Genomic DNA, 25554 nt, shown 5'->3' on the forward strand with positions numbered 1-25554 from the left:
TTACTTGGTTGCGCACAATTTAATTGTGCGCAACCATTATACCCGCCCTCCCCGCCGCCCGGCGGGGAGAGGCCGTTCGCCGCAGGAGGCACCCATGGACACGCACTACACCGCCGTCGCCACCGCCAACGGGCGCGAAGGGCGGGCCGTCTCCTCGGACGGCCGCCTCGACCTCCCCCTGGCGCCGCCCCGCGAGCTGGGCGGCTCCGGCGAGGGCACCAACCCCGAGCAGCTGTTCGCGGCCGGCTACGCCGCCTGCTTCGCCAGCGCTCTGGGAGTCGTGGCCCGCGCCGCCCGGCAGGACGTGCGCGACGTGTCGGTGACCGCGGAGGTCGGCATAGGCGGCAACGCCGAGAAGGGCTTCGGCCTGAGCGTCGTGCTGCGCGTCGAACTCCCCGAGGAGCTGCAGGGCGGGACCGGCCGCGAACTCGTCGAGCAGGCCCACCGGGTCTGCCCCTACTCCAACGCCACCCGCGGGAACATCCCGGTGGAACTCGTCGTCGAGTAGTCCCCCGAGCAGTCCCCGCCGCCGCGGAGGAGCGCGGGAGGGGCGGCCCCCGCCCCTGCTCCCCCGCGGCTCCTCCCCGCGGCTTCCCCTCGCCCGGGCACGGGCGGCCGGACACGGGCGGCCGGGCATCATGGCGCGGGTTCGGGGAAGGCGCGCCGCCATGACTGATCCGCCCGACGAAGGCTCGTACTGGACGCGGACGGCCACCGCACCCCGGCGCCCCGCGCTCGCCGAGGACACCTGCGCCGACGTGGTCGTCGTCGGCGGCGGCATCGCGGGCATCTGCACCGCCCGCGAACTGGCCCTCGCCGGACGCGACGTCGTCCTGGTCGAGGCGGCCGGGCTCGCGGGCGGGGTGACCGGGCACACCACGGCCAAGGTCAGCGCCCTGCACACCCTGCTCCACTCGCGGATCGAGAGGACCCGGGGCCCCCGCGCCGCAGGACTGTACGCGCGCTCCCAGCAGGAGGCGGTCGAGCACGTCGCCCGCACGTGCGAGCGGCTGGGCATCGACTGCGACCTGGAGCGCGCCCCCTCCTTCACCTGGGCCGAGTCCGCGCGGACGCTCGGGAAGCTGCGTGCGGAGGCGGAGGCGGCCCGGCGCGCGGGGCTGCCCGCCTCCCTGGTCGACACCACGGGCCTGCCCTTTCCCGTCGCGGGGGCGGTCCGGGTCGAGGACCAGTTGCAGTTCCACCCGCGCAAGTACCTGCTCGCGCTGGCCGACGACCTCGTCGCGCACGGGGGCCGGATCTTCGAGGACACCCGGGTCACCGGCGTGGACGGCGGTTCCCCCTGCCTGGTGCGCACAGGGGACGGCCCCCGGATCACGGCCGGGCACGTGGTCGTGGCCACGCACTACCCCGTGCTCGACCGGGCCCTCCTCTTTCCCCGCCTCGAGCCCCACCGCGAGCTGGTCCTGGCCGCGGAGATCCCGGAGGAGGAGGACCCGAAGGGGATGTACATCACCCCGGAGGGCGGCACCCGGTCGGTGCGCACCGCCCCCCTCCGGGACGGTCGGCGCCTGCTGATCGTCACCGGCGAGGGCTTCCTGCCCGGCGCGGGGGGAGTGGAGGAGCGCCACCGGCGCCTGGCGGCCTGGACGCGGGAGCGCTTCCCCTCCGCGCGGCCCCTGTACCGCTGGGCCGCCCAGGACAACAGCACCACCGACCGGCTGCCGTTCGTCGGGCCCGTGCATCCGGGGGTGCGCAACATCTACGTGGCCACCGGCTTCGGCGGGTGGGGCATGAGCAACGGGGTGATGGCCTCCCGGCTGCTCGCCGAACTGCTGACGGGCGGCTCCGCCCCGTGGGCCGGCCTGTACCACCCGCGCCGGCTCCGCCCGCTGCGCGAGGCCCCGGCCGCGGCGAGGATCCAGGCGACCGTCGCCCGCCACTTCGTCGGGGACCGGCTGGGTGCGGAGTCCGGGCTCCGCGCGGAGGAGCCGGCGCCGGGGGAGGGTGCGGTCGTCCGGCAGGGGGGCCGGCACTGCGCGGTCTACCGGGACGACGACGGCGAGCTGCGCACCGTGGCCGCGCGGTGCACCCACATGGGGTGCCTGGTGCGGTTCAACGATGCCGAGCGCACCTGGGAGTGCCCCTGCCACGGGTCGCGGTTCGGCGTCGACGGGTCCGTGCTCCAGGGCCCGGCCACCCGGCCCCTGGAAAAGTATTCGGTTCCTGAAGCCGGCGAAACGCATAGCGAGAAACGGACATAAAGGCTAATTCGCTATTGTGTGAGCGGCGTCACGGGGGCATTACGCCCCGCCCGCGATCAGCAACGGACTGTCCGCCCAAAACGGTACATGTCACCGATCGGCGGCCGGGTGTCGCGCAGGGTGAACAAATTACGCACGGTTCGGAAACAGTCATTCACCCAGGGTGCCCGGACCAATTGACGAATGTCTCATCCCGTTTTTCCGGGAGATGCGGATCCTTGCCCGGACCCCGGGGCGTCTGTTTAGTTTTTGGAGCCGCACGGGATCCGATGCCCGTGGGTTAACCGCCGGGTGGAACGCCTAATCCTGCCGCTGCCCGGATCGATCCGTCTCGATATGCGTACGGCAGGAGCGGGGGACCCAGGTCAGTCGCCGTGAACACTCCTCGACGAGTGCACGGCTTGGGGTGAAGTCGCAGCTCAGAAGCCATACGTGGCCCTGGCGAGCGACCGGGCATCTCCAGTCCGAACCCGACAGCTCACCTCGCAGGCGTTGGAGAGAGGAATACCCCCGTGTCTGCACACGCAAACCTGCGCCGTGGTATGAACCGCCTCACCCGTCTCGGTGTCCTCGTCGGTACCGGAAGCATCGGTCTGGCCCTCCCTCTGATCGGCGCCGGAAGCGCTCAGGCGGCCTCGGTCTCGACCTGGGACAGGGTGGCGCACTGCGAGTCCACCGGTAACTGGAGCATCAACACCGGAAACGGTTTCTACGGCGGTCTGCAGTTCACCGCCAGCACCTGGAACGAGTTCGGCGGCGGCCAGTACGCCCCGCGTGCGGACATGGCCACCAAGGAGCAGCAGATCGCCGTGGCCGAGAAGGTCCTGGCGGTGCAGGGCCCGGGCGCCTGGCCCGTCTGCGGCCCCAAGGCCGGCCTGAGCAAGTCCTCCGCGGCCCCGGCCTCCGCGGCTGCCGCCGCCGCAGGCAACTCCGCCGCCCCGGCCGCCCCGGCTGCCCCGGCCAAGCCCGCCGCCCCGGCGAAGAAGGCCGAGCAGCCCGCCGCCCCGGTCCAGCAGAAGCAGGCCTCCGGCGGTTACACCGTCGTCTCCGGCGACACCCTGTTCAAGATCGCCGCAGCCCAGCAGGTCTCCGGCGGCTGGGCGAAGCTGTACGAGGACAACAAGCAGGTCATCGGCGGCAACCCCGGCCTGATCTACCCGGGCCAGAAGCTCGCCCTCGACGGCGCCTCCGCCGCCAAGAGCGCCCCGGCCCAGGACACCGGCTCCGCGGCCCCGGCGAAGAGCACCGCCCCGGCGACCCCCGCCCCGGCCAAGCCCGCCGCCGCCAAGACCGTCTCCACCGGCTACGTGGCCCCGGTCGACAACGTCCGCCTGGGCGCCGTGTTCGGCCAGGGCGGTGCCAGCTGGTCCAGCGGCTACCACACCGGCCAGGACTTCTCCGTCTCCACCGGCACCCCGGTCAAGTCGATCGCCCAGGGCACCGTGGTGAAGGCCGGCTGGGGCGGCGCCTACGGCAACGAGGTCGTCGTCAGGCACGCCGACGGCAAGTACAGCCAGTACGCCCACCTGTCCGCCCTGTCGATCGGTGTCGGCCAGTCGGTCGGCGCCGGCCAGCAGATCGGCCTCGCGGGTTCCACCGGCAACTCCACCGGCCCGCACCTGCACTTCGAGGTCCGCACCACCCCCGCCTACGGCTCGGGCATCAACCCGGTGACCTACCTGCGCAGCCACGGCGTGAACATCTGATCCCGAACACCCGCGTGAGCGACGCGGTCTGACGGACAGCGGCCTGCCGGGCCCGTTCCCCGAGAGGGGGCGGGCCCGGCAGGCTTCGCCGTGCAGCCGGTGCGCCTTCCCGATGCGGGGCCGGCCCGCGGGGCGCCGGCCGCCGCACGAGAGGGAGGGGCCCGGTCCGCGCGCACGAGGGGGAGGAGGCGGCCCGCGCACCCCACGTGGGCGAGGGGTCCGACGCGCAGATGCCGGGAGGGGCCCGCGACTTCGGTCGCGGGCCCCTCCCGGCATCTGCGCACTTCCCGCGCGGCGGTCGCGCGGAAGAGGGGTCAGGCGTGGGTGTCGTCGGCGGGCAGGTAGCCGTTCTCCCGGGCGAGCCAGCACACGCTCAGCACCCGCAGGGAGGGGAAGGAGTCGTCGGGGAGGTCGTGGTCCCAGCCCTGGTCGTGCAGTTCGTCGAGGAAACCCAACAGGTAGTCACCCAGGGTCTCCCGGTCCATCTCTATGGAGTCGCGGACGGCGGCGGCGTGCTGGTCGACGGCGGCGACGAGACCGGGCTCGTCGAGGAGCCTCCGGAGTCCGGGGCCGTAAGCGGCCGTCGCCCATGCCAGCGGATCGAGGGAGTAGTGGCTCACCGTTCCACCGTAAGGAGGGGTGCGCGCCACCCAAACGCCGTTCACCGGTGGTTCTGGTCACATTCGGGTCCGTTTCTCCTGGATCTGCGACTCAGGGTGTGGGGCCCGGGGTTCCGGGTAACCGCCGATCATCAGAAAAGGTGCATATCGTCTTCAATCCGCACAAGGAGGAGACATGCAGCAGACCACGACATTCGCAGCGGTGGACATCACCGGCGGACTCCAGGACGCCTGGAGCTCGGTGGCGACCTTCGTGCCCAAGTTCGTGGCGTTCCTGGTGATCATGATCGTCGGCTGGATCGTGGCCAAGATCCTGGCGAAGGCGGTCAACAAGGTCCTCGAACGCGTCGGCTTCGACAGAGCCGTCGAGCGGGGCGGGATCGCCAGGGCGATGGAGAGGTCCAAGTACGACGCCTCCGACATCATCGCCAAGCTCATCTACTACGCGGTCCTGCTGATCACCCTCCAGGTGGCCTTCTCCGTCTTCGGGCCCAACCCGATCAGCACCCTCCTCAGGGGTGTGGTGGCCTGGCTGCCCAGGGCCGCGATCGCCGTCGTCATCGTGGTCGTCGCCGCAGCGATCGCCGCGGGTGTCAAGGACATCGTCAGCGGGGCCCTCGGCGGCCTGTCCTACGGCAGGTTCCTGGCCACCGCCGCGTCGGTGTTCATCATCGGCCTCGGCGTCATCGCCGCGCTCAACCAGGTCGGGATCGCGGTGGCGGTCACCGTCCCCGTCCTGGTGGCCATCCTGGCCACCGTCGGCGGCATCCTGGTCGTCGGGGTCGGCGGCGGCATGGTCAAGCCCATGCAGCAGCGCTGGGAGCGCTGGCTGACCACTGCGGAGAGCGAGGGCCAGTCCGCGCGCACCCAGCTCGAGGCGTACAACCGCGGCCGGCGCGACGCCACCGGCGCCGCCCGCCCCGCGGCCGGGACCACCACCGGCACGGGAACCACCCGGACGCAGGGCGCGGGCCAGCCGCCGCCCGCGGAGCGCTGACCCGCAGCGCCCGGCCGGAGCGGGGAGCGCCCGCGCGCGGGACCTCCGGCGGGTCGGTGCGCCGGCGGCCCCGCCCGCCCCGTCCCGCGGTTCGCGCGATCCCGTCCGCGCGACCGGTTTCCGGGCGGTGTGCGGGGTTAGCCGACGGGAAGAGGAGCGTCCGGCCGTGCGGCGGCCGGAACCGACCCCGCCGCACGGCCGGCAGACCGGAGGAACCCATGACCAGTGACCGCGACCGGCCCACCCCCGGCCCCGACCCCGACCGGACCCCCGGGCCGGGACCGGGGGGCGGAGTGCCGCCGGGCGAGACGCCGCCCGTCGAGGACAGCATCTCCGGTGCGATCCCCCGCGACCGCGTGGAGATCCGCAAGCCCTGGGGCCGCTGGCCCCTCGTGGTGGTCCTGGTGGCCGGGGTCCTCGTCGCCGCACTGCTCCTGGTGCGGGCCTTCGACCTGCTGGTCTGACCGCCCCGGGCCCGCCGTTCCAGGGACGGGCCCGCCGCCCCCAGTCCTGCCGTCCCCGGGGAGCGGTTTCGCCCCCGGGATCCATTACTCATGAGTAACCCCGGGTGGTACCGTCACCGGCATGCCCTCCCGACCGCCCTCCGCGAAGACGCTCCGCCGCGTCATGAACCTGTGGCCGCCCTACCTCTTCGCCGGTATCAAGGTGCTCCACCTCGCCGAGGACTGGAGCAGCGCGCGGGTGCGGCTGCGCATGCGGCGGTCCAACCGCAACTACGTGGGCACGCACTTCGGCGGCTCGCTGTTCGCGATGAGCGACCCGTTCTGGATGCTGCTGGTCATGAACAGGATCGGCCGCGACCACGTGGTCTGGGACAAGGCCGGCGAGATCGACTTCGTCTCGCCCGGCCGGGGCGACGTCTTCGCCGGGTTCACGCTCACCGAGGAGGCCCTGGAGGACATCCGGGAGCGGACCCGGAACGGGGAGAAGGCGCTGGTCTGGTTCGAGAACGAGGTGGTCGCCGCCGACGGCACCCTCGTCGCCAGGGTGCGCAAACAGCTCTACGTGCGCCGCAAGCCCCCGCGGGACTGATCCGCGCCGCCCGGAGCCCCGGCCCCCCGCCCCCGCCGGCCCTCCCGCGACCCCGCGCAGGCCGCCGTGCGCAGCCCCCGGACCCACTCGACCGGCCGGATCCCTCGACGCCGTGCAGGTGCACGTCGTGGTCCGGCCCGCCGGAACGACCCCGTCGTCCGCATGAGTGGTGAACGCCCGGGTAGGGCACCGGTTCCTCCCGTCCGTCCGGCGGGAGAGGCCCGTTGCCGAGGAGGCCGCTGTGACCGTTCCCGACGAGAACGCCCCCAAGACCGGGAAGACCGACCAGGTCCTCCCCGAGCCGGAGGACCGGCGCGAGCGGCCGGGCGGCCGGGAGCGCACCGCGGTGGGCGAGAAGCTGCGGGAGGCGATGGAGCGCTCCGGAGTCGACCGCGAGGACTTCGGCGAGCAGTAGGCACCCGGCCCGCCGCTTCCCCGTCCTGCACCTGGCGGTGGTGCACCTGGGGGCCCCACCCTGCCCGGCGGCGGGGCTTCGCGGACGCCGTCGTGCACTGCGCCCGCGGGCAGCGGGTGACCGTCGCCGCCGACGGCCCGGTCACCACCCCGTCCGGCCCTCCTGAGCCGTCCGGCCCTCCCGAACCGCCCGGCCGCCCGCGCCGGGTGGCGGCCGACGGACCCCGGACGTCTACTGGCACAGGACCCGTGCCACCGGCCGGGAGACCCGAGAGCCCCTCCCCGGCGGCCGGAGGAACCCCGGACCGGTCGTCGCACCCGTGTGAGGAACGCCGAGATCCGGGTAGCCGCACCGCGCACCCGAAAGGCGCCCCCGAGCACCGACCGACATGAATTGGAGCCCCCCGCCATGACGGACGTATCGAGCAAGGGTCCGGCGCCGGACGACGACCGCCCGGTGCTGACCAACCGGCAGGGACACACCGTCCACGACAACCAGAACCAGCGCACCGTGGGAGCCCGAGGCCCGGCGACGCTGGAGAACTACCAGTTCCTGGAGAAGATCTCCCACTTCGACCGGGAGCGGATCCCCGAGCGGGTGGTGCACGCGCGCGGCGTGACCGCGTACGGCCACTTCGAGGCCTACGGCAAGTGGGGCGACGAGCCGATCTCCCGCTACACCCGCGCCAAGCTGTTCCAGGAGGCGGGGAAGCGCACCGACGTCGCGGTGCGGTTCTCCACCGTCATCGGGGGCCGCGACTCCTCGGAGGCGGCGCGCGACCCGCGCGGCTTCGCCGTGAAGTTCTACACCGAGGACGGCAACTGGGACCTGGTCGGCAACAACCTCGCCGTCTTCTTCATCCGCGACGCGATCAAGTTCCCCGACGTGATCCACGCGCTCAAGCCCGACCCGGTCACCTTCGAGCAGAAGCCGGCCCGGATCTTCGACTTCATGTCGCAGACCCCCGAGTCCATGCACATGCTGGTCAACCTGTTCAGCCCGCGCGGCATCCCCTCGGACTACCGCCACATGCAGGGCTTCGGCGTGAACACCTACAAGTGGGTCAACGCCGAGGGCGTGACCAGGCTGGTCAAGTACACCTGGATGCCCAAGCAGGGCGTGCGCTCCATGACCGAGGAGGACGCGGCCAACGTCCAGGCGGACACTCTCGGCCACGCCACCAAGGACCTGTACGAGGCGGTGCGCCGCGGCGACCACCCCGAGTGGGAGCTGCTCGTCCAGATGATGGACGACCACGACCACCCGGAGCTGGACTTCGACCCGCTGGACGACACCAAGACATGGCCCGAGCAGGAGTTCCCGCCCAGGCCGGTCGGCAGGATGGTGCTCGACCGGATGCCGGACGACTACTTCGCCGAGAACGAGCAGATCTCCTTCGGCACCGGCGTGCTCGTCGACGGCCTGGACTTCTCCGACGACAAGATGCTCGTCGGCCGCACCTTCTCCTACAGCGACACCCAGCGCTACCGCGTGGGCCCGAACTACCTGCAGCTGCCGGTCAACCGGGCGAAGAACGCGGAGGTGCGGACCAACCAGAGCGGCGGCCCGATGACCTACGCCCCCGACGCGCGCGGGGAGAACCCGGAGGTCAACTACGAGCCGTCGATCACCGGCGGGCTGCGCGAGGGCCAGTACCCCACCCACGACGAGCAGGGCCCGGAGATCCGGGGCCGGCTCACCCGCAGGCGGATCCCGCGCACCAACGACTACCAGCAGGCCGGCCAGCGCTACCTGCTGATGGAGGACTGGGAGCGCGACGACCTGGTCAAGAACTTCACCGACCAGCTCTCGCAGTGCCCGCGGCCGGTCCAGGAGCGCATGGTGTGGCACTTCCTGCTGGTCGAGAACGACCTCGGCCTGCGGGTCGGCAAGGGCCTGGGCATCTCGCCCGACGACGTCAGGCACCTGGAGCCGCTGGCGAGCCAGGACCTGACCGAGGAGGACCGCAAGCGCCTGGCCTCCCTGGGCGACAACCCGCCGCGGGACGTCACCGGGCTGACCATGACGCACTGCGTCCCCGACGAGCGGCACACCGTCACCCGCTGACGGCACGCGGCGCCGGCCGCCGCCCCGCCGGGCGGCGGCCGGCGCCGCACCCCGTCCGCCCCCTCCCTCCACGGAAGGAACCCACGTGACCGACCAGTACCCCGAGCCGCAGTTCCCCGCGCAGGAGCAGGAGCCCCCCGGCCGCACCGCGGCCATGGAGCCCGAGCCCGACCACGGCGAGGCGACCTACCGGGGCAGCGGGAAGCTGACCGGCCGCAAGGCACTGATCACCGGCGGGGACTCGGGCATCGGGCGGGCGGTGGCCCTGGCCTTCGCCCGCGAGGGCGCGGACGTGGCCTTCACCCACCTGCCGGAGGAGGAGAAGGACGCACGGGAGACCACCCGCCTGGTGGAGGAGGCCGGCCGCACGGCCCTGCCCGTGGAGTGCGACATCCGCGAGGAGGACGCCTGCCTGTCCCTGGTGGAGCGGACGGTGGCCGAGTTCGGCCGGATCGACGTCCTGGTCAACAACGCGGCCTACCAGATGTCCCGGCCCGAGGGGATCGGGGCGATCCCCACCGAGCAGTTCGACCGGGTGATGCGCACCAACCTGTACGGCATGTTCTGGGTGACCAGGGCCGCCCTGCCGCACGTCCCCGACGGCGGCTCGATCGTCAACACCACCTCGGTCCAGGCGTACAAGCCCAGCCCGCACCTGCTGGACTACGCCATGACCAAGAGCGCGATCGTGGCGTTCACCCAGGGCCTGGCCCAGCAGCTGGCCGAGCGGCCGGTCCGGGTGAACGCCGTCGCGCCCGGCCCGGTGTGGACGCCGCTGATCCCGGCGACGATGCCGGACACCACCGAGTTCGGCAAGCAGTCCCCGCTGGGCCGGCCCGCCCAGCCCGCCGAGATGGCCCCGGCCTACGTCTTCCTGGCATCACCGGAGGCGAGCTACATCACGGGCGAGATCGTCAACGCCACGGGCGGCACGCCGCTGCCCTGAGGAGCGTCCGCCGGCCGGGCGTCCGCCGACCGGGCGCCCGCCGACCGGGTGTCCGGTCGGCGGCGGCCCCCCGACCGGCGGATCCGAGAACGTGCACGAACGCCCCGAAGTGCTTCCATGTATCCCATGTATGACGCTTTCCGCCCGACAGGCGGTCACCGTCGGTGACCCGGGCCGGCCGCGGAGCCGGTCCGGGACCGCACGGCGGCCGGCGGGCGTCCGCGGCCCCGGGCCGGGAAGGAGCCGTAATGCGAGGCCAGCCGTCCGAGAGCGCCGTGACGCCCGTCGGCGGCCCCCTCCCGCCCCCCGCCCCCGCCCGCGAGGCCCCGGGGCGGCTCCTCGACTCCCCGGCCTCCCCGGCCTGCCCGCCCGCACCGGCCGACCCCTCCGGGGCACCGGCCCCGCACCCCGCCGCACCCCGCGACACGCGGCCGCCGACGCCGTCCCGGCGGAGCCGGCCACCGGAGGAGCGCAGCAGCATCGGCCCCGACCACGACCTGCCGGCCGCCGTCGAGCGCGTCCTCGCCGAGCACCTGGCGGAGCGCCGGCAGGAGGCGGCCCGCATCAGCGACCGCTTCGCCGCAGACCTCGTCACCCTGCTCGCCGACTTCGTCCTGGGCGGCGGCAAGCGCCTGCGCCCCGCCTTCCTGTGGTGGGCCTGGAGGGCCTGCGGCGGCCCGCCCTCGGGCGACGACGCCGAGGCGGTCCTGCGCGCGGCCGCCGCCCTGGAACTGATCCAGGCCTGCGCCCTGATCCACGACGACCTGATGGACGGCTCCCCCCTGCGCCGCAACGCCCCGGCCGCGCACGTCGTCCTCGCCCGCCGCCACCGCGCCGCGGGGCTGCGGGGGGACCCCGGGACGTTCGGCGCGGGCGCCGCCCTCCTGGCCGGCGACCTCGCCCTGGCCTGGGCCGACGACCTGTGGCACGGCGCCGGGCTCGCCCCCTCCGCGCAGCGGCGGGCGCGCGAGCCCTGGCAGGCCATGCGCACCGAGATGGTCGCCGGGCAGTACCTGGACCTGTACGGCCAGGCCAGGGGCGGCGGGTCGGCTGCGGCCGCCCTCGAGGTGGCGCACCTCAAGAGCGGCCTGTACACCGTCGAACGCCCGCTGCACCTGGGAGCCGTCCTGGCCGGGGCCCCGGACGCCACCGTCGCCGCCCTGCGCCGCGCCGGCCGGGCCGCGGGCCTGGCCTTCCAACTGCGCGACGACCTGCTCGGAGTCTTCGGCTCCCCCGACCGCACCGGGAAACCTGCGGGGGAGGACATCACCGAGGGCAAACCCACCTACCTCATGGCTGTCGCCCTGCGCCGGGCACGGGCCCGGGGCGACGCCGCCGTCGAGCGCGAACTGCTCGCCGCCCCGGGCAGCCCCGGCCTGACCGGCGCCCGGCTGGACCGGGTCCGTTCGCTCGTCACCGCCACCGGCGCGCGCGCCCACGTCGAACGCGTCATGGAGCGCCTGGTCGGCTCGGCCCTGGACACCCTGGACCGCGCCCCGCTGGAACGGACGGCGGTCCGGCACCTGTCCGGCCTGGCCCGCAGCTTCGTCCCCGGCCCGCCGCCGTGAACGGCGCCGCCCCGCACACGGGCCACCGCCCGGAAGCACCGCACCACCGAGCACCGCACCACCGAGCATCGCCGAGGAGAGGACGCCACGGATGAGGGCCCTGCGCGGACCCACCGACCACGTCGTGGTGGTCGGGGCCGGACTGTCCGGCCTGTCGGCCGCCCTGCACCTGCTGGGCGCCGGGCGGCGCGTCACCGTCGTCGAACGCGGCGCCGGGCCGGGCGGCCGCGCCGGGCGGATCGACCTCGACGGCTACCGCATCGACACCGGTCCCACCGTGCTGACCATGCCGGACCTGATCGACGAGGCGCTGTCCGCGGTCGGCGAGAAACTGGCCGACCGCGTCGAACTGGTGGGCCTGCACCCCGCCTACCGGGCCCGGTTCGCCGACGGCACCGGCATCGACGTGCACACCGACCCCGACGCCATGCACGCCGAGGTCCGCCGGTTCGCCGGGGACGCCGAGGCCGCCGGCTACCTGCGCCTGCGCGCCTGGCTGGAGGAGCTCTACCGCGTCCAGATGCGCACCTTCATCGACGCCAACTTCGACTCCCCCCTCGGCCTGCTGGGCCGCGACCTGGCCCGCCTGGCCGCCCTCGGCGGCTTCACCGGCTGGGACGGGCGCATCTCCCGCTTCCTGGCCGACGAGCGCCTGCGCCGCCTGTTCTCCTTCCAGGCCCTGTACGCCGGGGTCCCCCCGCACCGGGCACTGGCCGCCTACGCCGTCATCGCCTACATGGACACCGTCGCCGGCGTGTACTTCCCCCGCGGCGGCATGCACGCCGTGCCGCAGGCGATGGCCGACGCCGCCGCCGCGGCCGGCGCCGAGTTCGCCCACGGCACCGCCGTCGACTCCCTGGAACGCTCGCCGGCCGGCCGGGCCGTCGCGGTCCGCACCCGCGACGGGCGGCGCATCCCCTGCGACGCACTCGTGCTCACCTGCGACCTGCCGGAGGTCCACCGGCTGCTCGGCCGCGCCCCCCGGCGCCCGGTGCCCCTGAGGTACGCGCCCTCGGCCGTGGTGCTGCACGCCGGCACCCGCCGCACTTGGCCGGACCTGGCCCACCACACCCTGTCCTTCGGCGCGGCCTGGCGCGGCACCTTCGACGAACTGACCCGCACCGGGCAGCTGATGAGCGACCCCTCGCTGCTGATCACCACCCCCACCGCCACCGACCCCGCCCTGGCCCCCGACGGCCGCCACCTGCACTACGTCCTCGCCCCCTGCCCCAACCTGCGCACCGGCCCGCACCCGTGGACCGACCTCGCCCCGCGATTCCGCGACGGCCTGGTCGCCGAGCTCGAACGCCGCGGCCTGGACGGGTTCGGCGACGCGGTGGAGACCGAGACGCTGGTCACCCCGGCGGACTGGGCGGCGCAGGGGCACGCGGCGGGCACGCCGTTCTCCGCCGCGCACACCTTCGCCCAGACCGGCCCCTTCCGCCCCCGCAACCTGCCGCGCGGCTGGGAGAACGTGGTGCTGGCCGGCTGCGGCACCACCCCCGGCGTCGGGGTCCCCACGGTCGTGGTCTCCGGAAAGCTCGCCGCGGCCCGCGTCACCGGCGTCCACCGCCGCCCCGCCCCGCGCCCCCCGGCACCCGCCCTGCCTGCCGCGCCCGTCCCACCTGCCCCGCCCGCGGCAGGGAGCAGACCGTGACCGCCCGCGAACTCGACGCCGCCGGCATCCACGACCCGGTCCTGCGCTCGGCCTACCTGCGCTGCCGGGAGCTGAACGCCCGGCACGGCAAGACCTACTTCCTCGCCACCCGCCTGCTCACCCCGGAGCGGCGCCCCGCCGTCCACGCCCTGTACGGCTTCGCCCGGTGGGCCGACGACATCGTCGACGACCTCCCCGGGCAGGCCCCGCCCCGGGAGCGCGCCGCGGCCCTGCGGGACCTGCGGGCGCACCTGCAGGCCGGCCTGCTGCGGCGCCGCAGCGCCCACCCGGTGGTCGCGGCCCTCGCCGACACCGCCGCCCGCTACCGCATCGACCCGGGCCACTTCACCGACTTCATGGACTCCATGAGCATGGACCTCGACGTCACCGACTACCCCACCTACGAGCACCTGGAGACCTACATGCACGGCTCGGCCGCGGTCATCGGACTGCAGGTCCTGCCGGTCCTGGGCACCGTCGCACCCCGCGAGGAGGCCGCCCCGCACGCCGCCTCCCTCGGCGTCGCCTTCCAGCTGACGAACTTCCTGCGCGACGTCGGCGAGGACCTCGACCGCGGCCGCGTCTACCTGCCCCGGGACCGGCTGGCCTCCTTCGGCGTCGACCGCGAGCTGCTGCAGTGGTGCCGCAGCACCGGCCGCACCGACCGCCGGGTACGGGACGCGGTGAAGGACATGTGCGCCCTCAACCGGGAGGTCTACCGGCACGCCGAGGCCGGGATCCCCATGCTCGACCCGGTCTCCCGGCCGTGCGTGCGCACCGCGTTCGTCCTCTACCGCGGCATCCTCGACGAGATCGAGGCCCGCGACTGCCGGATCATGCACCGGCGGGCCGTGGTGCCGCGCCGCCGCAGGGCCGCGGTCGCGCTGCGCGGGCTCGTCCGCGTCGCCGCGGCCCGCGGCCGCCACGCCGCCGGGCGGGGCCGGGCGCGCACCGCCTCCCGGGGGAGGGCGCTGTCGTGAGGAGGAGCAGCAGGGAATCCTGGCGCAGCCCGCTGAAGTTCCTGCCGCCCGTGCGGTGGGACCAGCAGGAACCCACCTGGCGGGCAGCCCGCCCGGCCGTGATCGCCGCGGCCCTGAAGAGGGCCTCGGCCCGGCCCTCCGGCAACTGGTACGTCCTCGCGGCCGGCCGCGAGGTGCGCCCGGGCCGGCCCCTCGGGCGCACGGTGGCCGGCCGGGAGGTGGTGGCCTGGCGGGACGCCTCGGGGCGGCTGCTGGCAGGGCCCGGCTCCTGCCCCCACCTGGGCGCGCCGCTGTGCGACAGCCCGGTCGTCGGCGGCCGGATCGTCTGCCACTGGCACGGCCTGGCCCTGGGGGAGGAGGGCTTCCCCGGCTGGTCCCCGTTCCCCGCCCACGACGACGGCGTGCTCGCCTGGATCCGCCTCGACGCGGCAGGAGGGGAGGAGCCGCTGCCCGCACCCCCACTGCCCCCGCGCCCGGCCGCAGCCGTGGACGCCGTCACCACCGCGGTGGGCACCTGCGAGCCGGAGGACGTCGTCGCCAACCGGCTCGACCCCTGGCACGGCGCCTGGTTCCACCCCTACTCCTTCACCCGGCTCACGGTCCTGGAGGAGCCGAGCACGGCCGAGGAGGCCCCGGACGGCGACGCCGGCCACGACCACTTCCTGGTCGACGTCGCCTACCGGGTCGGCCGCCGCGCCGCCGTGCCGGTGCGCGCCTGCTTCACCGCGCCCGGACCGCGCACCGTCGTCATGCGGATCACCGACGGCGAGGGCGCCTCCTCGGTCGTGGAGACCCACGCCACCCCCTGGGCACCGACCGGCACGGCAGGCCCCGCACCGCCGTGATCGAGGCGGTGCTCGCCGCCTCCGAACGCCCCGGCTTCGCCCTCGCCCACCGGGCGGCGCCCCTGCTGCGGCCGCTGATGCGCACCGCCGCGGCCCGCCTGTGGCGGGACGACATGGCCTACGCCGAACGCCGCTGGCTCCTCCGCAGCACCGGCCGCTTCCCCGGCTGACCGCCGCCCGGCAGGCTCACCTGCCGGAGAACCGCTCCGCACGGCCGGCATGCCCCGCCGGCCGTGCGGAGCGGCCTCATCCGGACGCCGCGAGGACCACCGAGGCCCCCACGAGGACCACCGCCGACGCGACCGCTCCGTACCCGAGGAACCATCCGGTGGAACGTACCGGGCGTCCGGCGTCCGCGCGCAGGACCGTCGTGTGTGCGGCCAGCGCGGCCGGCAGGGACAGGGCGTACAGGACGGTCGCGAACAGGAGCAGGCCGGGAAGGCCGCCCCGTCCGTACACTGCGGCGGCCGCCCACGGCAGGCCCGCAGCCGGCAGCAGGACCGCCGCGGTCGCCACCGCCACCCACCACCACCGCCTTCCGCTCCCCCGACGCAGCCCGAGCCAGTGGCCCAGGGCGACGGACGGGAGGACGAGCGCGACGGTCACCACCGCACTGGCGAGGACGAGGGCAGGCAGGACGAGAGGCAGCAGGAAGACCGCCCGGGCGTCCGGGACGATGCCGAGGAGAGGCGCCGCCGGCAGCAGCGCCGGACTCTCCGCACACAGCACCGTCATGGACACCGACGACGGCGCCGCCCCGCGTCCCTCCCGCTTCTCCTCGCCTGCCGGTCGCACCGCACTGCCCCCTCGCTCGGACTGCCCGGCCCCCATCATGGTGGAAAGGACGAGGCCGCTTCCCCGGGCAGCACGGCACGGCGGCGCTCCGTCCGGGCCCCTTCCCGGCGGGCCCGGACGGTCCGCGCGGGGCTCACCGCCGCGCGGGGCTCACCGCCGGGCGAGGCGGGCGGCGGTGCGCAGGGCTGCCGAGCGGCCTCCCTGCGGGACGGTGCGCACCGCCTGCCCGGCCACCCCCCACTGCTCCAGCAGCGCGTTGGCGGCCAGGAAGCCCGTGGTCGCCGCCCGTTCCATCAGCGCCACCGGCAGGTCCACCCGCACCAGGTCCCCGGCCAGGACCAGCCGGGGGCGTGGGGTGCGGATGCCGGGGCGGGAGGCGAAGCCCCTCACGGGGAACAGCGGGCAGTCCGCCCGCCACTCGTGGCGGGCGTCCACCACACGGGCCTGCCGGGTCTCGGGGTAGATCCGGTGCAACTGCTCCAGGGCCTCCCGCTGCACGGCGGCCCGGTCGGCCCCGGGCGCCACGGCGTAGGCGTGCAGTTCGACCACCGAGCCGCCGGTGCGGGACGCCCACCGGGCGGCCTCGCCCTCCCACCGCTCCAGCACGCTCACGTTGTCCAGCGGCCCGTAGCCGCTCGTGCCCAGGAAACCGGCCCGCCGCCGGTCCACCGGGCGGTCCAGCCACAGCCGCGACACCAGGAAGGGCGGGGCGGTGCGCAGGGCGGCGATCCGCTCGTGCCAGGGCTCGTCGCCCAGGCCCGGGGAGCGTGCGGCCAGGGAGCGCAGGCCGTCGGTGTCCAGGGCGAGGACCACCGCGTCGCAGGCGTCCGAGCTCCCTGCGCACTCCACGGTGAACCCGCCGTCGCCCCGGGGGACGACGCGGTCCACGGCGGCCCCGGTGCGCACCTCGGCGCCGGCCTTGCGCAGGTGGAGCTCCAGCGGGTCCCACAGGGCGGCCGGGAACGGCTCGTCCGGCACGTCGAACAGCAGGCCCTCGGAGGAGCCCAGGAAGTAGATGTGGAACATCAGCGCCAGCTCGGCCGCGGACAGCTCCCGCGGGTCGGCGAAGAAACTGCGGGAGAAGACCCCGAAGGCCAGGTGGCGTGCGGCTTCGGGGAAGCGGACCGCGGCCAGGTAGTCCTCGGCGCTGGTGCCGTCCAGCCGCTCGTAGACCTGCGGAACCCGCACGTCCATCAGGTGCAGCGCGGGGCGCGGGTTCATCCGGGCCAGGCCGGACCAGGTGAAGGTGGGGCTGAGGGCGACGAACCCCAGGGCGCTCCACGGCGGGGTGCGCGGGACCTTCGCGAAGCTGTCCCGGTCGCCCCGGGAGTGCCGCAGCGGATAGTCCGGCAGGCCCTTGAGCATGCCCAGGGCGGGGTCGATCCGGCCCAGCAGTGCGCGCAGGTTGTAGTACTGCCGGAAAAAGGCGTGGAAGCCTCGGCTCATGGTCACCCGGGAGCCGTCGGCCAGCCGGGTGGGCCAGCCCGCCAGCCGGCCGCCCAGTTGCTCCTGCCGCTCGTACACGGTCACCCGCACCCCCCGCTCGGCGAGGACCGCCGCCGCCGCGAGCCCGGCGATCCCGCCGCCCACCACGGCCGTGTGCGGGGCCGGCCCGGTCACGCGCGCGGCGCCCCCGGCGGGCGCCAGCACCCTGGACCGCCGGTCCCGCCCGCCCGGCGGTACCCCGGGCGGCACTCCCGGCGGCACGCCCTGCCCCGGCCGCCCGAACCCCTCCGGTGCGCCGCTCACCGCTCTTCCCCGCCCGTGGCGCGGGCCGCGAGCGCGCGTCCGGCGCCGGGCAGGGCCGGGCGCCGCGCCGCCTGCCGCAGGCGCCGACGGTGGCCGGGGCCGGGGCCGGTTCCCGGCGTTCGGTGGCGGCCGGGGGCGGTCCGGCCGGGGGCGGCTCTGTCGGGCGCGGCGGCCGGGGGGCCGTCGTACAGCGGTGTCATCGTGGGGGGACTCCTGCCCGTCCGGTGGTCGGTCCCGCGGGGGTGCGCCGCAGCAGCGGCAGCTCCGCGAGGGTGTGCAGCATCGGTGCCACCGGCGTGCTGAAGCCGATGGCGGCCTCCTCCCGCGGACCGGACGCCCCGTCGAGGAAGCGCAGCAGCCGGGGGAGCGGATTGTTGCGGAAGAGCCGTTCGAAGTAGGCCGCGCCCTCCACCCGGCCGGTGTCCAGGGCGCGCAGCAGCACCGCGTCCATCACCCGGTGCCGCAGGCGGTGCGGTCGCGGCGGGACGGGGACGCGGCCCGCGAGGCAGGCGGCCTCGATCGCGGCGGCCTGCCGCTGGACGGCGGAGAAGGTGTAGCCGGTGGACGGGCGCGTCGCCCCGCCGGCCGAGCCGATGCGGAAGACGTGCCGTCCGGCCCGGCGCGGGAAGGCGCCGTCCGTCATCGGGACGACGCCCTGCTCGGTGCCGGTCACCGAGAACGGCCCCAGGCCGAGGACCTCGCCGGTGTAGTGCGCCAGCGCGGCCTCGTACTCGTGCTCCTCCAGCGGGGCGCGGGAGAACTCGGTGTACTCCACGAGCGCCTCGCGCGCGCTCCACGGCAGGACGTAGCCGAAGGAGAGCCCGTGCGCCGGCCGGGGGGTGCGGAAGTCCATCAGGGTGGCCGCGCCGGGGTCGAACGCGTCGTGCCCGGTGCGGACGAACCAGCCGCGGAAGTGCTGCAGCAAGGTGGTGCGGGCGGGCGGCAGCGCGGGCAGGGGGCGCGAGTCGAAGACCCACCGGGAGCGCAGGGACACCGCCCCGCCCCCGGGTGCGAGCCCGTGCACCGCCGCGCCGCCTGGGAGGTCCTCCACCGAGGTGACCGCGGCCGTCACCCGGCGCAGCCGGGGCCGCCCGGCGAACCACGACCCCAGCAGCTCCTCGAAGCGGTCGGAGCGGAGCATCTTGTAGCGGAACGGCGCCGGGTCGCCCTCCACGACGGTGCCGTCCGCGGCGACCACCCGCAGCCGCCGCCAGACCGCGGAGGCCGCCTCGTCGTAGGCGCCGCCCTCCGGTTCCCAGAAGCACCAGGTTCGCGGCCCGGGGCCCGTGGAGGGGCCCGGGTCCACGAGGGCGACGGAGGGGGCGGCGGGGCCGTGCGCCGGATCGGTCAGCCGGGCGGCGAGCGACAGGCCGGCCGCGCCGGCGCCGACGATCGCGACATCCACCTCGTTCATCCACGGACCCCTACCCGGTGGGGGGTGCCCGGTAGCGGCGCGGCACCCGGATGGCCTCTTCGCGTCCGCCCGGCGCGCACCGCGGCCCCCGGTGCCGGTCAGGCCGCGGGGCTCCGCCGGACGGCCGGGGCGCCCGGGCGGTCGGCCGTGGCGCCGGCGAGCTCGGGCGCGGCGGCCAGGTGCTTGCGCGCCGCCGCCAGGGCGCTCTCGACGTCCCGGGTGCCGGTGGCCACGCACAGGGTGTAGGCGGTGTCCTCCCGCTCGCGCAGCGCCTGGGGCGTGGTCGCGGTCGCGTTCGCGACGGCTTCCCAGCGGGCCAGCAGCTGCTTCAGGACGAGGGGGTGGGGGGTGAGCACAGGGGGCCTCCAGGGACCGGCGACAGGGACTGATCGTCCTCATGCCCCGCCGACGGCCCGTCACACCGGGCCCCTACGGTGCCGTTCGTCACGGGGGGAGGGTGTCCCCGCCCCCGCTCCGGGCCAGTTCGGACCTGCGGTAGGAGTAGGTGAAGTAGATGACGAGGCCGATCACGAACCACACCACGAACCGCGCCCAGGTCTGCCACTGCAGGAACGTGATCAGCCACAGCGAGAACAGCGCGCCGAGCGCGGGCACCACCGGCATCCCGGGGCAGCGGAAGGTGCGCGGCAGGTCCGGCTGCCTGTACCGCAGCACGATCACCGCGGTGCACACGACCACGAAGGCCAGCAGGATGCCGATGTTGGTCAGCTCCGCGGCCTCGGCGATCGGCAGGAAGCCCGCGATCGCGGCGGAGGAGAAGCCGACGATCCAGGTCACGCGCGTGGGCACGTGGCGCCTCGGGTGGGTCTTGGCGAACCACTTCGGCAGCAGCCCGTCCCGGCTCATCGCGAACCACACCCGGGTCACGCCCAGCATGAAGGTGAACATCACCGTGAGGATGCCGATGATCGCGCCGACCGCGATCACGTCCGCGAGCCCGGTCAGCCCCACGGACTCGAACGCGGAGGAGAAGCCGCTCTCCCGGTCGATGTCCCGGTAGTTCTGCATGCCGGTCAGCACCAGGCAGGCCACCACGTACAGCAGCATGGAGACGGCCAGCGAGTACAGGATCGCCCTGGGCATGTGGCGCTGCGCGTCCTTGGACTCCTCGGCCGCGGTGCTCATCGCGTCGTAGCCGAAGACCGCGAAGAAGACCGTGGCCGCCCCGGTCAGCGCGCCGCCCACCCCGAAGGGGAAGAAGGGCGTGTAGTTGGCGGTGTCGACGTGGAACGCGCCCACGCCGATCACCAGGAGCACCACCGCGACCTTCAGGCCGACCACGACGGTCTCGAAGCGGGCGGCGTTCTTGATGCCCAGGGTCAGCAGGTAGGCGATCAGCAGGCACAGCAGCGCGGCGAACAGGTCGACCCGGTGCCCCGGCCCGCTGCCCGGGGCGCCCAGCATCCACGCCGGCAGGTCCAGCCCCACCGAGCCCAGGAGGAAGGAGAAGTACCCGGAGATGCCGATGGCGACGACGGCCACGATGGCGGTGTACTCCAGCAGCAGGTCCCAGCCGATGAACCAGCCCGCCAGTTCGCCGAGCACCACGTACCCGTAGGTGTAGGCGGACCCGGCCCTCGGGATCAGGCCCGCGAACTCCGCGTAGGAGAAGGCGGCCGCCGCGCTCGCCACGCCCGCGATCAGGAACGAGAGCAGCACGGCGGGTCCGGCGATGCCGTTGGCGACCGCCCCGGCCAGGGTGAAGATGCCGGCGCCGATGATGCCGCCCACGCCGATGGCCGTGAGCTGCCACAGCCCCAGGGAGCGGGTGAGCCGTTCGCTCTCGCCGCCCTCCTCGATCTGTTCGACCGGTTTGCGTCGCAGGACGCCCCGGCCCGTTTCCGACACTGCCATGGCGTGCCCTCCCGCAGGCTCCGTCCCGCCGGCCGGCGGGTGCGGCCGGAAAGCCCGGCGCCGTCCGCTCCTCAGTCTCACCCCGGCCGTTGCGCGCGTCCACCGCGCTGCGGTACGCCTCCCGGCCGCCGCTTCCCGGACGGGACGGGCCTGCGGGGAGGCGTCGGCGCCCGGGGCTCCCCGCAGTTTCGCGAAAGGGACCAAAGGCCCATGCGGGGCCACCGAGGGGCCCTGGCGGAACCGGTCCCGGCCGCCCACCGTGGGACGCGGGGACGACCCGCCGACGGGCCCCGCACGGCGTGCGGCGGCCCTCGGGCCCGCGCGCCGGAAGGGGACCGGGAGATGATGCGGCACCGCCTGGTCGGGGAACTGATGACCCCGGCCGCCGTGAGCGTGCAGCGGGGCACGACCTTCAAGGAGATCGTCCGGCTGCTGGACGAGTACGACATCACCGCCGTCCCGGTCGTCGACGGCGAGGGCCGGCCGGTGGGCGTGGTCTCCGAGGCCGACCTGCTGCGCAAGCAGGCCGGCCGCACCGGGGCGCTGGGCCGCCTGTCCGCACCGCGCCTGCCGCCCGGCGAGCAGGAGAAGGTGGACGCCGGCACGGCGGAGGGGCTGATGAGCAGCCCGGCGGTGTGCGCCCGGCCCGGCTGGACCCTCGTCCAGGCGGCCCGGGTGATGAACAGGCACCGGATCAAGCGCCTCCCGGTCGTCGACGGGACCGGCCGGCTCCTCGGGATCGTCAGCCGCGGCGACCTGCTGCAGGTCTTCCTGCGCCGCGACCGGGCGATCACCGAGGAGATCGTCGAGGACGTCCTGGTCAGGACGCTGGGCCTGAGGCCGTCCGCCGTCGGGGTGGAGACCACCGAGGGCCGGGTCGTCCTCAGCGGCACGGTCGACCGCAGGAGTACCGTCCCGGTCCTGGTGCGGCTGTGCCAGGGGGTGGACGGCGTGGTGGACGTCGAGCCCCGCCTGGCCTGGGCGGTCGACGACACGGGGGAGGAGCACGCCCCCTCCGGCGGTGCGGGCCCCGGGACGGGGACCGGGCGGCGCGCCGGGACGGGCGCGGGATGACCCCCGCAGGGTCCGCCGGGAGGCGGGCCCTGCGGGACCGGTGGAGGGTGCGGGCGTCTGCCGGTGCCGGTGGGCGCGGGGGTCCGTCAGCGACGGCGGCCCGCGGGCGGTTGGGGGCCCCGGGGCAGGCTCCGGGCGATCCCGGCGGCCCAGTCCTCGATCTCCGGCCAGTTGCGGAAGTCGCCGTAGCGGCCGTGCCCGGCCCACCGCAGGAGCCGGCCCGCGGGGCTGAGCTGCCCGGGCATCACGACCCCGGGGAAGAAGCGGTGGTCGCGCACGGGGACGCCTCCGCGCGGGCCGGAGGCGCACCCGGTGCCTTCGGTGCCTTGCCGCCCGTGCCGCCGCGGGCGCCGCCGCGGGTGTCGAGCCGGCCGCCCCGCACGCGGGCCGTCCCGACGCTGAACAGCCACACCGGGCGCCCGGCGAGCACGGCGCGGTTGCGCCGCACGAACCGCGAGCCCTCCTGCAGCCAGCGCCGGCGGCGGACCGCGCTGCCCAGCACGAAGGCGTCGTAGCGGTCCGCGTCCCCGACCTCGGCCATGGGCCGGGCCTCGGCCCGCACTCCCTCGTAGAGCAGGAGGGACGCCACCCGCTCCGCGATCTGGCGGGTGGCCCCGTGCTCGCTCGCGTAACCGACCAGTACGAACATCGCGTCGTCTCCCGCGGCCGTGCAGCCCGCTTCCAGCTTCCGGGCGGGGAAGGCCGCGGAACAGGGGCCGAACGTCCCTGCCCGTCCCGGCGGTGGCGGGGGGCGGACCGGGGGTGTTTCCTGGAAGAGGCGCCGAGGACGGGCCGCGCGCAGCCGCCCGGCCCAGGCGGCCGGTGCGCGGGGCGCGTGGCAGCCCGAGGGCCGCCCGCCGCCGGGACCCGGCGGAAGGAGACGGTGATGAGAGCGAGCGTCGGCGACCGCGTGATCGTGGAGAGCGCCGCCACGGGGCAGCCGCGGAGGGACGGGGAGATCGTCGCCCTCCACCACCCCGACGGCACCCCGCCGTACGACGTGCGCTGGTCCGACACCGGCAGGGTGACCGTGGTCTTCCCCGGCCCCGACGCGCACATCCACCACTTCGCCCACCACGGCGATCCCGGTCCGGAGCAGCCCCCCGCCCCGCCGCGGTGAGCGGGCCGCCGCGCCGCCGGTGACCGCCGGTCCGGGAGGCACCGTGTTGAAGACCCGTCGAATCCTGTGGTTCTCCGACCTCGGCCGCGGCGACGTGGCCCTCGTCGGCGGCAAGAACGCCTCCCTGGGCGAGATGATCCGCCACCTGCGGCCGGCCGGGGTGCGGGTGCCCGGGGGGTTCGCCACCACCGCCGACGCCTACCGGGAGTTCCTGGGGAGCGAGGGCCTCGGGCGGCGGATCGGCGCCCGCCTGGAGGGCCTGGACCGCGGCCGGCCCCTGCCCGAGGTCGGCGCGGCCGTGCGCGCCGAGATCCTGCGAACCCCCCTGCCCGGCCCGCTGGTCCGGGAACTGGCCGACGCCTACGCCGCGCTGGGCCGGGAGACCGGCCGGGAGGCCCCTGCGGTGGCGGTGCGCAGCAGCGCCACCGCCGAGGACCTGCCCGAGGCCAGTTTCGCGGGCCAGCAGGAGTCCTTCCTCAACGTCAGCGGCACGAAGGCGCTCCTGGACGCCTGCCACCGCTGCTTCGCCTCGCTGTTCACCGACCGGGCGATCGACTACCGCAGGCGGCTGGGCTTCGGGCAGCTGGAGGTGGCGCTGTCGGTGGGGGTGCAGCACATGGTGCGCTCGGACGTGGGGAGCGCCGGGGTGGCGTTCTCGATCGACACCGAGACCGGCTTCCCGAACGCGGTCGTCGTCAACGCCGCCTGGGGGCTGGGCGAGACCGTGGTCGGCGGCCGGGTCGACCCCGACGAGTACCAGCTCTTCAAGCCCCTCCTGGACCGGCCGGGCGCGGTGCCCGTCGTCCACGTGCGGATCGGCGCCAAGGACTGCAAGGCGGTCTACGCCGAGGGGGGCCTGACCGACGTCGTCCCCACGGACCCGTGGGAGCGGACCCGGCGGGTCCTCGGCGACGAGGAGCTGCTCCTTCTGGGCCGCTGGGTCGCCGCAGTCGAGAAGCACTACGGCACGGCCGTGGACGTCGAGTGGGCCAAGGACGGGACCACCGGCGAGATCTTCGTCGTCCAGGCTCGCCCGGAGACCGTGCAGTCCCGGCGGCACGTGCCGCTGCTGCACCAGTACCGGCTCACCGGGCGCGGCGAGCGCCTGGTCGACGGACTGGCCGTCGGCGACGCCGTCGCCCGCGGCGACGTGTGCCTGCTGCGCAGCCCGGCGGAGGCCGGCCGCTTCCCCGACGGCGCGGTCCTGGTCACCACCGTCACCGACCCCGACTGGGAGCCGGTGATGAAGCGGGCCGCGGCCGTCGTCACCGACCACGGCGGGCGGACCTCCCACGCCGCCATCGTCAGCCGGGAGCTGGGCGTCCCCGCCCTGGTCGGCACCGAACGCGCCACCGCCGTGCTGCGGCAGGGCAGTCCGGTGACCGTCTCCTGCGCCGAGGGCGAGCGCGGGTACGTCTACGCCGGGGCGGTCGACTACGAGGAGACCGAGACCGACCTCGGCGCGCTGCCGCGCACCCGGACCCGGGTGATGCTCAACCTCGCCGAGCCGTCCGCCGCGCTGCGCTGGTGGCGGCTGCCCGCCGACGGGGTGGGCCTGGCGCGCACGGAGTTCGTCGTCGCCCACGGCATCAAGGTGCACCCCATGGCGCTGGTGCACCGGGACCGGCTCGACGCGGGGGAGCGGCGCCGGGTGGACGCGCTCACCGAGGGGTACGCCGACCGCACGGAGTACTTCACCGAGCGGCTCGCCCGGGGGATCGCCCGCATCGCCGCGTCGCGCTGGCCGGACCCGGTGGTCGTGCGCACCAGCGACTTCAAGACCAACGAGTACGCCCGCCTCGTGGGCGGCCGGCCCTTCGAACCCGTCGAGGCCAACCCGATGATCGGCTGGCGCGGCGCGAGCCGCTACTACGACGAGGGCTACCGCGACGGCTTCGCCCTGGAGTGCCGCGCCCTGCGCCGGGTCCGCGAGCACCTGGGCCTGGACAACGTGGTCGTCATGATCCCGTTCTGCCGCACCCCCGAGGAGGCCGACCGCGTGCTGGCCGTCATGGCGCAGGAGGGGCTGCGCCGGGGCGAGGCCGGGCTGCAGGTGTACGTCATGGCCGAGATCCCCGCCAACGTGATCCTCGCCGAGCGGTTCGCCGAGCGGTTCGACGGCTTCTCGATCGGCAGCAACGACCTCACCCAGCTCACCCTGGGGGTCGACCGCGACTCCGCCGAGCTGTCCCACCTGTTCGACGAGCGGAACGAGGCGGTCACCCGCAGCATCGAGAGCCTGATCGAACGGGCCCACGCGGCCGGCCGCCACGTCGGCCTGTGCGGGCAGCGCCCCAGCGACGACCCGGCCTTCACCCGCTTCCTCGTGGGGGCGGGCATCGACTCGGTCTCGGTGGCCCCGGACAGCTTCTCCGCCGTCAAGCTCAACGTCGCGGCGGCCGAGCGGGAACAGGGGTGACGAGCCGCGCCGCCCACCGCGCGGGCCGGCCC

General features: G+C 75.1%; 22 protein-coding genes, 2 pseudogenes and 1 riboswitch. Of the genes and pseudogenes, 16 read left to right on the plus strand and 8 right to left on the minus strand.

Annotation, left to right across the window (positions count from 1 at the left end; genetic code table 11):
• The first annotated feature begins 94 nt into the window (after positions 1-94).
• The 3 genes from GQS52_RS25185 (at position 95) to GQS52_RS25195 (ending at position 3928) form a co-directional block, all read left to right on the plus strand.
• On the plus strand, positions 95-508 hold the full coding sequence (locus tag GQS52_RS25185) for an organic hydroperoxide resistance protein (protein ID WP_182315800.1): 414 nt from the start codon (positions 95-97) through the stop codon (positions 506-508).
• A 160-nt stretch (positions 509-668) separates the two neighbouring features.
• On the plus strand, positions 669-2222 hold the full coding sequence (locus tag GQS52_RS25190; protein WP_182315802.1) for an FAD-dependent oxidoreductase: 1554 nt from the start codon (positions 669-671) through the stop codon (positions 2220-2222).
• Positions 2223-2509: 287 nt separating this feature from the next.
• Positions 2510-2729, plus strand: a riboswitch (cyclic di-AMP (ydaO/yuaA leader).
• A gap of 5 nt (positions 2730-2734) precedes the next feature.
• The gene (locus GQS52_RS25195; RefSeq protein ID WP_330166920.1) at positions 2735-3928 is read left to right on the plus strand and encodes a transglycosylase family protein; all 1194 of its coding nucleotides are present in this window, start codon (positions 2735-2737) and stop codon (positions 3926-3928) included.
• A 314-nt stretch (positions 3929-4242) separates the two neighbouring features.
• Here the strand turns inward: GQS52_RS25195 and GQS52_RS25200 are convergent, their stop codons facing one another.
• Positions 4243-4548, minus strand: a complete 306-nt coding sequence (locus GQS52_RS25200; RefSeq protein WP_182315804.1) for a DUF6401 family natural product biosynthesis protein — start codon at positions 4546-4548, stop codon at positions 4243-4245.
• Between the two features lie 175 nt (positions 4549-4723).
• Between GQS52_RS25200 and GQS52_RS25205 the strand changes: the two genes are divergently transcribed.
• The 10 genes and pseudogenes from GQS52_RS25205 (at position 4724) to GQS52_RS25250 (ending at position 15246) form a co-directional block, all read left to right on the plus strand.
• A complete protein-coding gene (locus GQS52_RS25205; RefSeq protein ID WP_182315806.1) occupies positions 4724-5545 on the plus strand; it encodes a hypothetical protein in 822 nt (273 codons plus the stop codon).
• A gap of 218 nt (positions 5546-5763) precedes the next feature.
• Positions 5764-6009 carry a DUF6480 family protein gene (locus tag GQS52_RS25210; RefSeq protein ID WP_182315808.1) on the plus strand — a complete coding sequence of 82 codons (246 nt, stop codon included), beginning with the start codon at positions 5764-5766 and terminating at the stop codon, positions 6007-6009.
• A gap of 121 nt (positions 6010-6130) precedes the next feature.
• Positions 6131-6598, plus strand: coding sequence for a DUF4442 domain-containing protein (locus GQS52_RS25215; RefSeq protein WP_220472802.1), 468 nt, complete (start codon positions 6131-6133; stop codon positions 6596-6598).
• 241 nt (positions 6599-6839) lie between these two features.
• Positions 6840-7013, plus strand: coding sequence for a hypothetical protein (locus GQS52_RS25220; RefSeq protein ID WP_182315810.1), 174 nt, complete (start codon positions 6840-6842; stop codon positions 7011-7013).
• 408 nt (positions 7014-7421) lie between these two features.
• Complete coding sequence (locus GQS52_RS25225) at positions 7422-9080, plus strand: catalase (RefSeq protein ID WP_182315812.1); 1659 nt, start codon at positions 7422-7424, stop codon at positions 9078-9080.
• A gap of 85 nt (positions 9081-9165) precedes the next feature.
• Entirely contained in the window at positions 9166-10026 is an 861-nt protein-coding gene (locus GQS52_RS25230; protein WP_259370967.1) for an SDR family oxidoreductase, read from the plus strand.
• A gap of 248 nt (positions 10027-10274) precedes the next feature.
• Positions 10275-11594, plus strand: a complete 1320-nt coding sequence (locus GQS52_RS25235; protein WP_182315814.1) for a polyprenyl synthetase family protein — start codon at positions 10275-10277, stop codon at positions 11592-11594.
• Between the two features lie 91 nt (positions 11595-11685).
• A complete protein-coding gene (gene crtI / locus GQS52_RS25240) occupies positions 11686-13251 on the plus strand; it encodes a phytoene desaturase family protein (RefSeq protein ID WP_182315816.1) in 1566 nt (521 codons plus the stop codon).
• Positions 13248-14231, plus strand: a complete 984-nt coding sequence (locus GQS52_RS25245) for a phytoene/squalene synthase family protein (protein WP_182315818.1) — start codon at positions 13248-13250, stop codon at positions 14229-14231. Before crtI ends, GQS52_RS25245 begins: the two co-directional genes overlap by 4 nt.
• Before the next feature lie 32 nt (positions 14232-14263).
• Positions 14264-15246: pseudogene (locus GQS52_RS25250) on the plus strand (DUF5914 domain-containing protein).
• Between the two features lie 76 nt (positions 15247-15322).
• On the opposite strand, the gene GQS52_RS25255 reads toward GQS52_RS25250, so the two are convergent.
• The 5 genes from GQS52_RS25255 to GQS52_RS25275 form a co-directional block, all read right to left on the minus strand.
• Positions 15323-15871 (minus strand): hypothetical protein, encoded by a 549-nt coding sequence (locus GQS52_RS25255; RefSeq protein WP_182315820.1) that lies wholly within the window; start codon positions 15869-15871, stop codon positions 15323-15325.
• Between the two features lie 150 nt (positions 15872-16021).
• Entirely contained in the window at positions 16022-17578 is a 1557-nt protein-coding gene (locus tag GQS52_RS25260) for an FAD-dependent oxidoreductase (RefSeq protein ID WP_259371200.1), read from the minus strand.
• 238 nt (positions 17579-17816) lie between these two features.
• Positions 17817-19034: a lycopene cyclase family protein gene (locus GQS52_RS25265; RefSeq protein ID WP_182315824.1), complete on the minus strand. Its 1218-nt coding sequence runs from the start codon at positions 19032-19034 to the stop codon at positions 17817-17819.
• Between the two features lie 98 nt (positions 19035-19132).
• Positions 19133-19390 carry a DUF5133 domain-containing protein gene (locus tag GQS52_RS25270; RefSeq protein WP_182315826.1) on the minus strand — a complete coding sequence of 86 codons (258 nt, stop codon included), beginning with the start codon at positions 19388-19390 and terminating at the stop codon, positions 19133-19135.
• Positions 19391-19478: 88 nt separating this feature from the next.
• Positions 19479-20909, minus strand: coding sequence for an amino acid permease (locus GQS52_RS25275; protein ID WP_182315828.1), 1431 nt, complete (start codon positions 20907-20909; stop codon positions 19479-19481).
• Positions 20910-21254: 345 nt separating this feature from the next.
• Between GQS52_RS25275 and GQS52_RS25280 the strand changes: the two genes are divergently transcribed.
• Positions 21255-21983, plus strand: a complete 729-nt coding sequence (locus GQS52_RS25280) for a CBS domain-containing protein (RefSeq protein WP_182316725.1) — start codon at positions 21255-21257, stop codon at positions 21981-21983.
• A gap of 86 nt (positions 21984-22069) precedes the next feature.
• Here GQS52_RS25280 and GQS52_RS25285 read toward each other — a convergent pair whose 3' ends face one another.
• Positions 22070-22261, minus strand: coding sequence for a hypothetical protein (locus GQS52_RS25285; RefSeq protein WP_182315830.1), 192 nt, complete (start codon positions 22259-22261; stop codon positions 22070-22072).
• Entirely contained in the window at positions 22228-22632 is a 405-nt protein-coding gene (locus tag GQS52_RS25290; RefSeq protein ID WP_182315831.1) for a flavodoxin domain-containing protein, read from the minus strand. The genes GQS52_RS25285 and GQS52_RS25290 overlap by 34 nt, the downstream gene beginning before the upstream one ends.
• A gap of 237 nt (positions 22633-22869) precedes the next feature.
• On the opposite strand from GQS52_RS25290, the pseudogene GQS52_RS25295 reads away from it, so the two are divergent.
• Together GQS52_RS25295 and ppsA are read left to right on the plus strand one after the other, a co-directional pair.
• A pseudogene (locus tag GQS52_RS25295) lies at positions 22870-23049 on the plus strand (DUF1918 domain-containing protein); the annotation flags it as partial.
• Between the two features lie 97 nt (positions 23050-23146).
• Complete coding sequence (gene ppsA / locus GQS52_RS25300) at positions 23147-25522, plus strand: phosphoenolpyruvate synthase (protein ID WP_182315833.1); 2376 nt, start codon at positions 23147-23149, stop codon at positions 25520-25522.
• Positions 25523-25554: the final 32 nt, after the last annotated feature.

Origin of the sequence: Streptomyces sp. SCUT-3 (assembly GCF_014083985.1) — a bacterium.
Taxonomy (GTDB): domain Bacteria; phylum Actinomycetota; class Actinomycetes; order Streptomycetales; family Streptomycetaceae; genus Streptomyces_H; species Streptomyces_H thermolineatus.

Coding starts and splice junctions, on each gene's coding strand:
- GQS52_RS25185 (WP_182315800.1), top strand. CDS start 95: ATGGACACGCACTACACCGCCGTCGCCACCGCCAACGGGCGCGAAGGG.
- GQS52_RS25190 (WP_182315802.1), top strand. CDS start 669: ATGACTGATCCGCCCGACGAAGGCTCGTACTGGACGCGGACGGCCACC.
- GQS52_RS25205 (WP_182315806.1), top strand. CDS start 4,724: ATGCAGCAGACCACGACATTCGCAGCGGTGGACATCACCGGCGGACTC.
- GQS52_RS25210 (WP_182315808.1), top strand. CDS start 5,764: ATGACCAGTGACCGCGACCGGCCCACCCCCGGCCCCGACCCCGACCGG.
- GQS52_RS25215 (WP_220472802.1), top strand. CDS start 6,131: ATGCCCTCCCGACCGCCCTCCGCGAAGACGCTCCGCCGCGTCATGAAC.
- GQS52_RS25225 (WP_182315812.1), top strand. CDS start 7,422: ATGACGGACGTATCGAGCAAGGGTCCGGCGCCGGACGACGACCGCCCG.
- GQS52_RS25235 (WP_182315814.1), top strand. CDS start 10,275: ATGCGAGGCCAGCCGTCCGAGAGCGCCGTGACGCCCGTCGGCGGCCCC.
- crtI (WP_182315816.1), top strand. CDS start 11,686: ATGAGGGCCCTGCGCGGACCCACCGACCACGTCGTGGTGGTCGGGGCC.
- GQS52_RS25265 (WP_182315824.1), bottom strand. CDS start 19,034: ATGAACGAGGTGGATGTCGCGATCGTCGGCGCCGGCGCGGCCGGCCTG.
- GQS52_RS25275 (WP_182315828.1), bottom strand. CDS start 20,909: ATGGCAGTGTCGGAAACGGGCCGGGGCGTCCTGCGACGCAAACCGGTC.
- GQS52_RS25280 (WP_182316725.1), top strand. CDS start 21,255: ATGCGGCACCGCCTGGTCGGGGAACTGATGACCCCGGCCGCCGTGAGC.
- GQS52_RS25290 (WP_182315831.1), bottom strand. CDS start 22,632: ATGTTCGTACTGGTCGGTTACGCGAGCGAGCACGGGGCCACCCGCCAG.